We start from the raw sequence: 12,002 nt of genomic DNA, 5'->3' as shown, positions 1-12,002 counted from the left end.
CGTGCTCGTGGAGTGCAGCGGTGGCTCACTCGGTGGTCTGATATGCGGTTTCCACACACTTTGCGCTTGACCCCACAATCCCTCGCCAAACGGGAAAAGCATCGGGAAGGAGGTGCGGATTGCGTGCTGCTCGACGCTCGCACTTCGGTATATCGTAAACAAGAAAGTAAAAATCAACATAAGCTCCTCGTCGTGAAGCGCTTATGTGCAATACCACAGACGGGACTCGAACCCGTACGGCATCAACTGCCGGGAGATTTTAAGTCTCCTGCGTCTACCATTCCGCCACTGTGGCCGATTGCTCGGCTATTGAAACACATTCAGCGGCACTTGGCAAGGAAAAACCGGGCGCATGACGGCGCTTTTGCCGCGGCTTCACAGACCGAGCAGGCAGCTTGCAAGAAAGCGCGGCAGGGGCTCTTTGCCGGGCGGTCGCAGGATTTCGGCGCCGGGGACTTGGGCGGCGAATTTCGCCTTCGGGTTCACCAGTACGGCGCGTTCGCAGATGGAGAGCATGGGAAGGTCTGCTGCGCTGTCGGTGTAGCCGACGTCGGCGCGCCGGATGCCCAGAGCGGCGAGGCGGATGAGCTTGTTGGCTCCCTTGTTGTTGCCGGGTGCGGGGACGCGCGGCATGAACGGCACGCGATCAAAGGGGCTGATGGGGGTGCCGATGCAGTGGGTGAAGCCCAGTTCACGCCCGACGTGTTGAGTCCACCAGTCCGGTGAGGCTGAGCAGAGCACGGTCGTGTCTCCGGCGGCTTGGTGGGCCCGCAGTTTCGCCAAAACGGGGGGGTAGAGTGCGGGGATGAGTTCTTCGTTGACGAAGGCGCGGCATTCGGCGTCGAGCTCGTCGGCTTTCATGCCCCATGCGTAGCATAAAAAGGCACGCTTCATGCGCTCGGTGTTGAAAATTCGCAGCGCTCGGAGGATGCCGCAGACGGCGACGGGGATGAGGTAGAGGCGCCGCATACCGTGCCGACGTAGCACCCGGCGGGCGAAGCGCAGTTGCGAGTCGCCGGGAAAGAGGGTGCCGTCCATGTCGAAGAGTGCGATCATGCGTTGAGTCGTCCGAAGCGGCGGAAGAGCCAGACGAGCAGGGCGCCCATGATAATGCCCCCGAGGTGTCCGGCTTCGCCGCCGGCGTTGGTCCAGCCCAGCAGGACGGTGGCGGCGGCAACGCCGATGATGATCAGGGCAAAGGCTCGCAGGCTCAGGGTGACCGGCGGGAAGAGCAGGCTGATGTTGACGCGCGGGTAGAGGATGGCGGTGGCCGTCATGACGCCGTAGATGGCGGCGGAGGCGCCGATGAGCGGGATGAGTTGCCACAGGAGGATGCCTCCGACGCCGATGTAGTCGAGGTAGAGGCTGAGGATGGCGGGCGGCACGGCGCTCCCCGTGCCGTAGAGGCCGAGCGAGCCGAGCGCCGAGCTGAAGAGGGCGCCGGCGACGCCGCAGAGCAGGTAGAAGGCGAGGTAGCGCTTCGGGCCGAGGGCGTACTCGATGACGGGGCCGAAGAAGTAGAGGGCCCACATGTTGAAGAGCAGGTGGGTGAAGTTGGCGTGCAGGAATTGGTAGGTGATGAGGCGCCAGAGTTCGCCTTCGATGAAGCAGGTGTACCAAGAGTAGGCTCCGATGATTTCAAGCACGGGCGTCGCGGGGCCGTTGCCGGCGATGACCGGGTCGCTGATGCAGAAGATGGCCGGTTGGCGCACGAAGAGGCCGACGATGTAGACGACGACGTTGATGGTGATGAGGGCTTGGGTGACGGTGAGGCGAAACTGATTCATGGGTCGGGTCTGCGGGTAAAGCGGGTAAAGCGGGTAAAGCGGGTAAAGCGGGTGCGGGGCGGCTTATTCGGCGTCTTCTCCGGCGAGTTCGTCGTCGCTGATGCCGAGGCGGCGGCCGATGCTGCGGATTTCATCGTAGGTGAGGATGTGCTCCATGATGCAGGCGGCGGCGTCGGCCCGCTCGGGGCTGAGGCCGGCGGCTTCGCGCATGAAGCGGCGGATGATGCGGTGCGCGCGAATGACGCTGTCGGCATATTCGCGTCCGGCATCCGTCAGCCGGATGGGGGCGTATTGCCGATATTCGATGAGCCCTTCGGCGGCGAGCTGGCGCATGGCCGCCGTGACGCTCGGCTTTTTGACGCCGAGGATGTTGGCGATTTCACTCACTTGAGCCGTGCCGTATTTGCGGCAGAGCCTGCCGATGGCCTCCAGATAGTCTTCAGCGCTGCGACTGAGGCGATTTTGTCGATCGGGCATGGCTCAGGCTTTTTTCTGCAGGGTGGCGACGCACTCGAGGTGCTTGGTTTGCGGGAAGAGGTCGAAGGGCTGCACCTCGGTGACCTCGTAGCCGGCCTTGTCAAATTCGGCCAGATCGCGGATTTGCGTCGCCGGGTTGCAGGAGACGTAGACGACTCTCGCCGGGCCGAAGGCGAAGAGCTGGTTGAGGAAGGCGGCGTCGCAGCCCTTGCGGGGCGGGTCGATGACGACGGCCGTTTCTTCCGCCGGGAAGTCGACTTTCTCAAAGATGGCTTCGGCGCTCGCCGCGAGGAATTCGGCGTGGGTGATGCCGTTGGTTCGGGCGTTGGCGCGCGCCCAGTCGGCGCTCGTTTCGCTGACCTCGACGCCCAGCACCTTGCGGAAGCTCGGGGCGAGCGTCAGGGCAAAGAGGCCGCTGCCGCAGTAGGCGTCGACGAGGTACCGGGCGCCGCCGCCGGCGGCTTGGCGGGCGACGTAGCCCGTGAAGGCGGGAAGGATGAAGGGGTTGTTTTGGAAGAAGTCTCCCGCCAAAAAGTTGAAGGTGAGGGAGCCGACGCGTTCGGTGCAGACGGCGTTGTTGTTGGTGATGACGCTCCCTTCGCTCACGCGCATCAGCAGGGTCGCTCCCCGGCGGTAGCGGTCGGCCGCTGCCTGTACGCTGCGGCGCAGGACGGGCAGGGCTTCGTTGATGGGATCCATGGCGATGGGGCACTGCGCGACGTCGCAGACCTCGCTGCGCGAGCCCGTCCGCAGGAATCCGATGTTGCCCATGCGCGCGGCTTTCGGTTTATGAAAATGCGGGGTGATTTTGGAGCGGTAGCCGTAGGTGCGGGGGGAGGCTATGGCCGGGTTGACGGGCAGGTTGAGCCCGGCTTGCAGACGAAGCAGGTCGGCCACTTGGGCCGTCTTCCATTCGAGTTGCGCGTCGTAGTCGAGGTGTTGGTACTGGCAGCCGCCGCAGGTGCCGAAGAGTTTGCAGCGGGGCTTGACGCGGTCGCTCGAGGGCTCGAGTACTTTAATGAGGTCGGCGTATGAACAGTTTTTTTCGTTGCGGTAGATGCGCGCGAGAACGAGTTCTCCGGGCAGGCTGAAAGGCACGAAGACGACCCAGTTGTTGACGCGCCCGACGCCGTATCCTTGGTTGGAGAGTGCCTTTATGCGCAGTTCGATGTAGAGATGGTAGTCGAAGGGGGTGGGAACAAAGTTTCGGGGTACGGTTTCCATAGGGTCGATGGTGTGCGATGGGTCGTTTTTTCTGCGGCGTCAGGCGTGAAAGAGTGTCGGGAACAGGGTGCGGGAAGAGGCTGCTTCGGCGGGCGAAGCCGAGGCCGTAGTCGGCGCCTCAGTTGCTCTTGCTCGGTGTGGCCTTGCCGTTGATATCAAGGGGAAGAGCCTGCGGCAGCGACGGGGAACGCAGGCCGCGCCGCTCGACGGAGTTGGGCTGCGGCACGCTGCTCTCGCGGGCGCTGGCGGCTTCTTCCGGCGGAACGGGGACGAGGTTGCGCAGGGGCGAGAGTCCCGTCGGGGTCGGCAGGAAGTCCGGCTCGGGCACGGTGAGCCCGTCCTGACCGGGCGTGGTGTTGAGCAGAGCCCTGGCCGCTTTCTGCTGCTCGGGCGTAGGCGTCTGTGCCGAAGCCGCGGAGGACGCTCCGGCCGACGATGCCTGAGCGGCGCCCCGGCCGCCCTCGGCGGTCTTCGGCCGGGCCTCGGCGCGGCTGCGTGCGTTTGCCGACAGCAGGAAGTCGGGCACTCTCGGCTTGCTGTCCCGGCGCCAGAACGGGCGCGTGCAGGAGGACAGAAGCATGGCGACGGCGGCAAGGCCGCCTATGTATCCCGTAGCTCTCATGTTCGCCGAGTATCCTAGCACAAAAAGCCCTTCGTGGCAAGAACGAAACGCCGCTCGAGAGCCAAAAGAAACGGGCGCGCGCGAGCGTGGGCGCGATGCAACGCGCCTGCGCACGCAAGACGGGCGCTGAGGGAAGGGGCGAGATGCCGCACGCCGAAGAAAAATGCAGCTTTTCACATGAATTGACTTGACATTCGGTTGAAAATGGGTAAACTCCACTCCACCAAAACGAGAAACCAATCTTTTTATCTGCATTATGGCTCACACTCTGTCCGCTAAGAAGCGCATCCGCCAGACGATCGCCCGCACGGCCGTCAACCGTTCCATCATGTCCCGCGTCCGCACCTTCCGCAAGAAGGTTGCTGCGGCCGTTGAAGCCAAGGACAAGGCCGCTGCCGTGGCCGCTTACAACGAGTTCTCTTCCGTCATTGACAAGGCCGCCAAGAAGGGCACCGTGCCGGCCAACCGCGCGGCCAACTACAAGAGCAAGGCAGCCAAGGCCGTGGCTTCCATCGCCTGAGTTCCCTTTCAGGTTTTCCGTTTTTGAGTATGGCGGGGCATCGGCGAGCCGATGTCCCGCCGACTTTTGAATGTCTTTCTGCCCGATGAAACAGGATCGCAAGGAAATCGCCAACACTGTTCTTCAGGACCCCTCCTCCTACAAGGTCTGTGCGGTCTGCGGCGCTATCGTCGACAGGGAAGTCGGCACCTGCCCGGACTGCTACGCCTATCGCTTCATCTGCGATCCTGCCGTCGTCTCCGACAAGGCGATCGATTTGGCGGCGCTGCCCCGCACGGCTATCGGGCATCTTGATCTCGAGGATTGAGCCGGGCCGAGCTGCACCTTGTTTGAGGCTCGCCCCTGCTTGAGGCTCGCGGCATGAGCATCCGGGCTCACTCGGGGCGCTTGTCTTCCGGATCGCCGTCGCCGGGCTCGTACGGGAAGAAGACGGAGTAGTTGTCTTCATCCTCGTCCTCCGCAGCGGTGAGCAGGAGTTCGTCGTCTTCGGCCTCCTCCCCGATGCCGCTTGAGAGAGATGTGACGCCGTCTCCGGGAATGGGGCAGTAGGCGTCTTCGTCGTTCAATAGGTCTCGGTTCGCCCGTTGACTGCGGCGCTCGTAGAAGTCCGTCATGGAGTCGATGGCGAAGAGGATGAACTCCGTCCTGTTCACGAAATTGAGCTCGCAGAGTTCGTCCACTTCGTCGATGAGATCAGCCGGGCAGTGGAGGAGGATAAGCTTGATGTCTCCTGATTTCATGTCTCTCTCTGCATTCAGGGCGGTTGCTCGGCCCGCGCTGAGAGCAGGACGGTGCACGGAAGCCGTTGTCATACTATACCCATAAGCTAACTGAATCAAGCGCATAATACCGGCGGAGCGCAAAAAACGAATCGCGCCGGAGCCCCGTTTGCCGCTCTCTTCGCTTCCGCGAGGCCGAGCCTCATTCCTTGTTACGTTTTTTGCGCGACCGATCGTTTTTTCTTGACGTCATGAGCCTTGCCTGTATACTAATAGCATTACTTTTCATCGAGAATGAAGCTCATCCATCACACCCCTTTGCCCAAGCGGTTCATCAAGCGCAAAAAGCGCGGTTTTGCGCTCATCGCGACGCTGACCCTCATGATGCTGCTGACGCTCATCGCCGTCGGTCTGCTGGCTCTGGCCTCATCGCAGACGCGCATCGCGCAATACACCGTGTTGCAGGCGGAGGCGAGGCAGCAGGCTCTCGTCGGCCTCGATGCCGCCATTGCCGAGCTTCAGCTGGAGATGGGACCCGATCAGCGCGTGTCGGCCAATTCGGGTATTGTCCAGATGTCCGAAGGCGCCTCGACGCCCCACGTGCTCGGCGTTTGGGATAGCTGGGACGGCCCGATTTACGGCAGCAGCCGCTCCGGGCACGGAAACAGTATTCAGAGCACGTATCAGCAGGGGCGCCCGAACATGTTCCGCCGCTGGCTGATCTCGACGCGCGACGTCAAGGCCTCGCGCGATTTCAAATCTTCGGGCGATCTGGCCAAGCGCAGCCCGGGGCGCCGCGTCTGCCTCGTCGGTACGGGAACGCTCGGCAGCAGCAATTCGGTTTCGCGGCGCGACTACATCTACGCCGATCTGCTGACGATGCCTTCGACCGGCAGCAATGAGGCTTGCTTCGCGTGGTGGATCTGCGGCGAGAATCAGAAGGCCAAGGCCGGCGTTGTGGATCCCGAGGAGACGAACGACGCGGAAGAGGTGCTTCATCGCACCTGGAATACTCCCGGCCCGATCTTCAGCAGCGACAGCATCGGTGCTTACCTCAACGGTGATATGCAGCGCCGCGATGCCGCCAAAATTCTCTCTCTGCAGACGATCGTGCTGATGGGCGCCGGCAATCTCGGTGAGGGTACGCCCTTCTTCTTCGACGTGACGACGTCTTCCCATTCGCTGATCACCAACGTGCGCGACGGCGGTCTGAAGACGGACCTCTGCCTGCTGCTCAACAAGAAGTCCCTCTCGGGTACTCCTTATGCGGGCGATGATACGAGTGACCGAGCCATTGCGACGGAAGCCCCGGGATGCTCCGAGCCGAACTTCCCCATCGGTTCATGGCAGACCCTGCACGCTTACTACAACACTTGGCCAGACGGTTCCGCCAGTGACGGCAAGAACTTCACGACCCGCCTCATCGGCACCCTCGATAACGCCTACACGCGCATGAGCGGCTGCGTGACGGATGCCTCGGGGCAGGGGTATAGCGATCCTGATGAAACGAGTGCGACGTCGTCAACCGCCACGTATTACAGCAACCGCTCCATGCTTGATCAGGGCTCGAAGAGTGCCGGCTACGGCCGTACGCCCGTCATCCTTGCGTTCATGAACAACTTCGGTCTCGTCACCGAGGAGCTGGAGGGCAAGATGACCACCGATGAGAAGGAGCCCGATCAGGCCTACAAGCTCAGCCTCTGCTTCGCGCCGATGTTCTTGTGGTGGAATCCCTACAACGTGCCCATGAAGGTTCGCGGCGAGCAGCTCTGGTCTCACTCCGCGCCCTACAAGACGACCTGGATTCAGACCTACGCCATCACGCAGGCCGGCACTTGGAACTACACCTGGTCGCGCTACGCCATGGATCAGGGCTCGAGCGATACGCAGCTCGGTCAGGACCTCGGCGATTACTTCCTCAAGAGCTCGAACGATCGCAAGGGTGACATTGTCTTTGAGCCGGGTGAGATCCTCTTCTTCTCTCCCGCCAAGGCTCGTATCACGAGCGAGTATGATCGGGCCTTCATGAATCCTTGGGCCATTGGTTATCATCCCGCCAATGTCGCCGGCTACAAGGCGAAGTTCTACAGCAATGCCGGCGGTAAAAAAGATGACCCCGGTATCTCCAGTGAGACGAATATCAACGCCGGCAAGTTCTATCTGGAGTTGCAGATGGGCTTGACGGAGAACGGCACGGCGCCGCGGACCGACGGCTACTTCTTCTCGCCCCAGCGCGCCGAGTGTGTTACCGTGATGAACGGCTTTAACGGCTCGGACGCCACCAACTACGGTGTCGGCGGCTACGGCAAGCGCGCCCACTCCCCGCAGTACTTCATCCTTGGCTGGTATGATCCGAGCAATCCCGGCACCAGCACGGTCTTCTGTGATGCCGACCGCAACAATGCCGTGTGGTCGACGGACGGCACGCAGAGCGATCCCTCCGTTCCCTATTACGTCGCGGCTCTCGGCATCGCGGCCAAGTCCGCCAACCCGAACCTCGACAGCCGCATATTCTCGGGCCGGGATTTCCGCGGCAAGATCTGGCAGCATTCATCGCCGGCCTTCTACGGCTCGATGATTGTCAATCCCGATGATCAGTATCGCCAGTACCACCCCTACCAGCTTGCGGCTCTGGATGTCGGATCGGGTCTCACGGCTTCGCCCATGGATAACATCGGCGACAACGGCGTGCTCGGTATTACTTCCGACGGCGAGCAGGTGTCGTATGCCTCCGTGCTCGAGTTGCCGGTGCATCCGCCTTTCTCGCTGGCGGGCTTTGCGGGCATGCGTCTTCAGCCCGGCTGGTACAAGAGCGGCGGGGCTTTGAGTCAGAGACGACGCATGCAGTACCAGTGCGGTGTGCCCGGCGTGGGTATCGGTAACTCTTTTGCTGATCCCTGCCTGCCGGCGGATGATGTCTACGTGATGAATGCTAATAATATCCCGACCTCAGGCTCAGCTAACGAGAACAGGGTCAACGGCAACGGACGCATTTTCCAAGAGTTTTACGATCATGGTCTGCTCATCAACGATGCGCTGTGGGATACTTGGTTCTGTTCATCAGTCTCCGACATGCCGACGAGCCGAGAAGGCGGCATGAAAGCCAAGAAGGTGCTTGAGGCCTTCATGAGCGGTACGGAAGATTTGCCGGTGGCGCGCTACCGCAAGATCTCGACACCGTATGATCAGAAGGCCATCGTCAAGCGCATCATGGATGACGACGGCTGGAAGTACATCGCCCAGTATCTCATCATTGACGGCGGCTTCAACGTCAACTCGACCTCGGTTGAGGCTTGGAAGGCCGTGCTGCAGGGGCTGGCACGCCGCCAGCTCGTGAGCAATGCCGGCGGTCGTCTGAGCGTGGTGAAGGACGGCGATTCACAAAGCGAGGTCCTCTTCTCTCGCTTCATGGTCAGTACGTCGGATAAGAGTATCGACTCACTTGGTTCGTACAGTCCGATGCAGGGCTCGACGAGCCTCCGCCGAGGCGGACAGGCGGCTGCATGGGGCGAGATTCGCAAGCTCGATGAGTCCTCCATCGCCGAGCTGGCGGAGAAGATTGTCGAAGAAGTCAAGAAGCGCGGGCCCTTCCTCAGCATGTCCGACTTCATTAACCGCCGCCTCGATAGCTCGAACAAGGATGGCGCCGCCCTCAAGGGGGCTCTTCAGGCGGCCATTGATGCGACGGATATCAACCGCGACTTCCAAGAGGTTCAGGTGAAGCCCGCCTCCGGCAGCCTCTACAAGTTCAAGGCCGCCGAGGAAGGCTCTCTGCACACGGCTGCGCCGGGCTATCTGATTCAGAGCGATGTGCTCGCTTCGCTCGGCAACATCCTCACCGTGCGAGACGATACCTTTGTCGTGCGCTCCTTCGGCTGCGTCCGCAACGCCGACGGCATCATCCTCGCTCAGGCATGGTGCGAGGCCGTGGTGCAGCGCAGCATCGACTACGTCGATCCGAGCAACAGCCCCACGGACGTGGACAAGAAGCGCTCCGACCCCAACCGCCCCTCCGGCTCCGGTGAAAAAGACCTCAGCGATATCAACAAGGTGATGGGTCGCAAATTCCGCGTTGTCTCCTTCAAGTGGCTCGACGTTTGGGATATCTGAGAGCTCCGGGCGCCGCCCTTGCGGCGGAAGCGCCCGAAGTCCCCTGACGGAAAAGCCCCCGCCTCGGCATGAGGCGGGGGCTTTTCCGTCGCGCGGCGAAGGCCTGCTTGCAGAGGCGCGGCGCGGGTGCGGCGGCAGGTCCTTTAGCTCTTTAGCCGCGGCAGCGCCGCCACGGCTTGAAAAACTCCTCCACGGGCCGACCCGCCGCAATATGGCGCAGCAGGGCCGTGCCGAAGACGGCGGCATCGGGGCGGGCGTCATCGGGCAGGGCATCGAGCTGCGACGGGTGGCTCAGGCCGAAGCCGAGGGCCAGCGGTACGTCGAAGGCGCGGCGTGCGCGGCGCATCGTCTCGGCCACGGTATCGAGCCTGCGGTTGCTGTCTCCCGTCGTTCCCAGCACCGAAACGACGTAGACGTAATCGCGGGAGTAAGGCGCGTAGAGCTGCATGCGTTCCTCCGAGCAGTTCGGCCCGACGAGCGTCACGAGCGTCAGCCCCGCGGGCTCGAGAGCCGCGCGAAACTCGGGCGACTCCTCCAGCGGCAGATCGGGCACCACCAGACCGCTCACCCCGATTTGGACGCAGTCTGCGGCGAGCGCTTCGAGCCCGTACTGCAAAAAGGGATTCGCGTAGCCCATCAGCACAATCTTTGCGCGGAGAGACGGGCGCAGGCGGCGCAGCTCATCGAGAGCCCGGCGCAGCGTCACCCCGCGCGCCAGAGCTTCGCGGCTCATCGCCTCGATGACCGGGCCGTCAGCCACCGGGTCGGAGAAGGGAATACCCACCTCAATGATATCAGCCCCCGCGCGGTCGATGGCGAGCAGCGTTTCGCCGAAGCGCTCAAGAGACGGGAACCCCGCCGTGATAAAGGGAATGAGAGCCGTGCGGCCCTCGCGTTTCGCTTTCAATATCGTATCTTTCATGGTGTGTCAGCAGGCAGAAGGGGAATCAGTCAAGGTGAATGTAGTGCAGAACATGGTCGAGGTCTTTATCGCCGCGCCCGGAAAGGTTGACGAGCACGCGGCTGCCGGGAGCTATCTCCTCGCGGTGCTCGAGCACCCAGGCCAGCGCGTGGCTCGACTCGAGCGCCGGAATAATGCCCTCGCGGCGCGAGAGGGTGAGGAAGGCGTTGAGCGCCTCGTGGTCGTAGGCGATGCCGTAGTGCACGCGGCCGATGGCGTGCAGCCACACGTGCTCCGGGCCGACGCCGGGGTAGTCGAGGCCGGCGGAAATGGACGACGACTCCATAATCTGCCCGTCCTCATCCTGCAGCAGCATCGTGCGCACCCCGTGCAGCACGCCCGGCCGCCCGAGATTGATGGCCGCCGAATGCTCGCAGCCCGGCTCCCCCGTGCCTCCGGCCTCGACCCCCACCAAGCGCACCTCATCAAAGGGCACGAAGGGGTGCAGCATCCCGATGGCATTCGAGCCGCCGCCCACGCAGGCCACCACGCAGTCCGGCAGCGCACCCGCCATCTCGCGCATCTGCGCGACGGACTCCCGGCCGATGACACTCTGCAACTCGCGCACAATCGTCGGGAAGGGGTGGGGACCCGCCGCCGTGCCGAACACGTAGAGCGTGTCATCCTGATGGGCAATCCAGTAGCGCAGCGCATCATTGATGGCGTCCTTGAGCGTGCATGAACCGTTCTTCACGGCGACCACCTCGGCTCCGAGCAAGCGCATGCGCTGCACATTCGGAGCTTGGCGCTCCACGTCCTTGGCGCCCATGAAAATCGTACAGCGCATGCCGAATTTGGCCGCCGCCGTCGCCGTCGCCACGCCGTGTTGGCCGGCGCCCGTCTCGGCAATGACGTGAGTCTTGCCCATCAGGTGAGCCAGCAGCGTTTGCCCGATGGCATTGTTGATTTTGTGCGCACCCGTGTGGAGCAAATCCTCGCGCTTGAGGTAAAGCTCGAAACCCAGATCCGCCGAGAGATTCTCGCAGAAGGTCACCGGCGTCGGTCGGCCGCAGTAGCGGCTCAGCAGCTCGTGCAGGCGTCTGCGGAAGTCGCTTGAAGACATGATGCGCTCGTAACATTCCTCCAACTCGAGCAGCGGAGGCATGAGCGTTTCGGGAACGTAGCGGCCGCCGAAGCTGCCGAAGTAGCCCGGGCGAGTCGTGTGAGGCAGAGTTTTCATATCAGTCATATCAGAAGTTAATACGTGCATGGGGGTAAGAGGTGTAAAAGGGGGGATGAGCTCGGAGGGGAAGGGAAGAGCCGGGCAAAAAAAGACCCCGGCTCAGCGGGAAGCCGGGGCGTCAAGACGCATGATACAGATGCAAACGGCGCCGCAACGGCGCGCGAAAGGGCTTCCCTCAATATGATGTGAGTCGCCAACGCCAAGCCTCCGCCTGCGTCAGAAAGTCATCACCGGGAATGCACATCGTCATCGACGCTCATTATACACGCGGGCGAAAAGCTGTCAAGCCCGAAAATGAAGCCGACCCTCGAATCAAATTGCGCCGCATTGCGTCAAAATAAAACGCACCGAAGAAGCTCTCGGGAGAGAAACGCCGCAATGGCATTTTTATGGTTGCTT

At 62.4% G+C, this 12,002-nt stretch carries 11 protein-coding genes and 1 tRNA gene; 3 read left to right on the top strand and 9 right to left on the bottom strand.

Annotated elements, in window-relative coordinates; genetic code table 11:
• Window positions 1–211 precede the first annotated feature (211 nt).
• From AC6UAL_RS09145 to AC6UAL_RS09120, 6 genes are all read right to left on the bottom strand, one after another.
• Window positions 212–295, bottom strand: a tRNA-Leu gene (locus AC6UAL_RS09145).
• An 80-nt stretch (window positions 296–375) separates the two neighbouring features.
• Window positions 376–1,056, bottom strand: coding sequence for an HAD family hydrolase (locus AC6UAL_RS09140; RefSeq protein WP_500683072.1), 681 nt, complete (start codon window positions 1,054–1,056; stop codon window positions 376–378).
• Complete coding sequence (locus AC6UAL_RS09135) at window positions 1,053–1,787, bottom strand: rhomboid family intramembrane serine protease (RefSeq protein WP_500683071.1); 735 nt, start codon at window positions 1,785–1,787, stop codon at window positions 1,053–1,055. Before AC6UAL_RS09135 ends, AC6UAL_RS09140 begins: the two co-directional genes overlap by 4 nt.
• A 63-nt stretch (window positions 1,788–1,850) precedes the next feature.
• Window positions 1,851–2,264, bottom strand: coding sequence for a metal-dependent transcriptional regulator (locus tag AC6UAL_RS09130; protein WP_500683070.1), 414 nt, complete (start codon window positions 2,262–2,264; stop codon window positions 1,851–1,853).
• 3 nt (window positions 2,265–2,267) lie between these two features.
• Window positions 2,268–3,488: a class I SAM-dependent RNA methyltransferase gene (locus AC6UAL_RS09125; RefSeq protein ID WP_500683069.1), complete on the bottom strand. Its 1,221-nt coding sequence runs from the start codon at window positions 3,486–3,488 to the stop codon at window positions 2,268–2,270.
• A gap of 118 nt (window positions 3,489–3,606) precedes the next feature.
• Window positions 3,607–4,110 carry a hypothetical protein gene (locus AC6UAL_RS09120; protein WP_500683068.1) on the bottom strand — a complete coding sequence of 168 codons (504 nt, stop codon included), beginning with the start codon at window positions 4,108–4,110 and terminating at the stop codon, window positions 3,607–3,609.
• Window positions 4,111–4,366: 256 nt separating this feature from the next.
• Here AC6UAL_RS09120 and rpsT point away from each other — a divergent pair, with 256 nt between their 5' ends.
• Window positions 4,367–4,630, top strand: a complete 264-nt coding sequence (gene rpsT, locus AC6UAL_RS09115; protein ID WP_500683067.1) for a 30S ribosomal protein S20 — start codon at window positions 4,367–4,369, stop codon at window positions 4,628–4,630.
• 85 nt (window positions 4,631–4,715) lie between these two features.
• Window positions 4,716–4,937, top strand: a complete 222-nt coding sequence (locus AC6UAL_RS09110) for a hypothetical protein (RefSeq protein WP_500683066.1) — start codon at window positions 4,716–4,718, stop codon at window positions 4,935–4,937.
• Between the two features lie 67 nt (window positions 4,938–5,004).
• On the opposite strand, the gene AC6UAL_RS09105 is transcribed toward AC6UAL_RS09110, so the two are convergent.
• A complete protein-coding gene (locus AC6UAL_RS09105) occupies window positions 5,005–5,370 on the bottom strand; it encodes a hypothetical protein (RefSeq protein ID WP_500683065.1) in 366 nt (121 codons plus the stop codon).
• A 273-nt stretch (window positions 5,371–5,643) separates the two neighbouring features.
• Here AC6UAL_RS09105 and AC6UAL_RS09100 point away from each other — a divergent pair, with 273 nt between their 5' ends.
• A complete protein-coding gene (locus AC6UAL_RS09100; protein WP_500683064.1) occupies window positions 5,644–9,459 on the top strand; it encodes a hypothetical protein in 3,816 nt (1,271 codons plus the stop codon).
• Between the two features lie 151 nt (window positions 9,460–9,610).
• Here AC6UAL_RS09100 and trpA read toward each other — a convergent pair whose 3' ends face one another.
• Window positions 9,611–10,381, bottom strand: a complete 771-nt coding sequence (trpA, locus tag AC6UAL_RS09095) for a tryptophan synthase subunit alpha (RefSeq protein WP_500683063.1) — start codon at window positions 10,379–10,381, stop codon at window positions 9,611–9,613.
• 25 nt (window positions 10,382–10,406) lie between these two features.
• The gene (gene trpB / locus AC6UAL_RS09090) at window positions 10,407–11,600 is read right to left on the bottom strand and encodes a tryptophan synthase subunit beta (protein WP_500683062.1); all 1,194 of its coding nucleotides are present in this window, start codon (window positions 11,598–11,600) and stop codon (window positions 10,407–10,409) included.
• Window positions 11,601–12,002 lie beyond the last annotated feature (402 nt).

The sequence above is a fragment of the Candidatus Parakkermansia intestinigallinarum genome (assembly GCF_944389695.1).
In the GTDB taxonomy this organism is placed as follows: domain Bacteria; phylum Verrucomicrobiota; class Verrucomicrobiia; order Verrucomicrobiales; family Akkermansiaceae; genus Akkermansia; species Akkermansia intestinigallinarum.
Note: the sequence above shows the minus strand (reverse complement) of the source record. Positions and strands in the feature narration are given on the sequence as shown.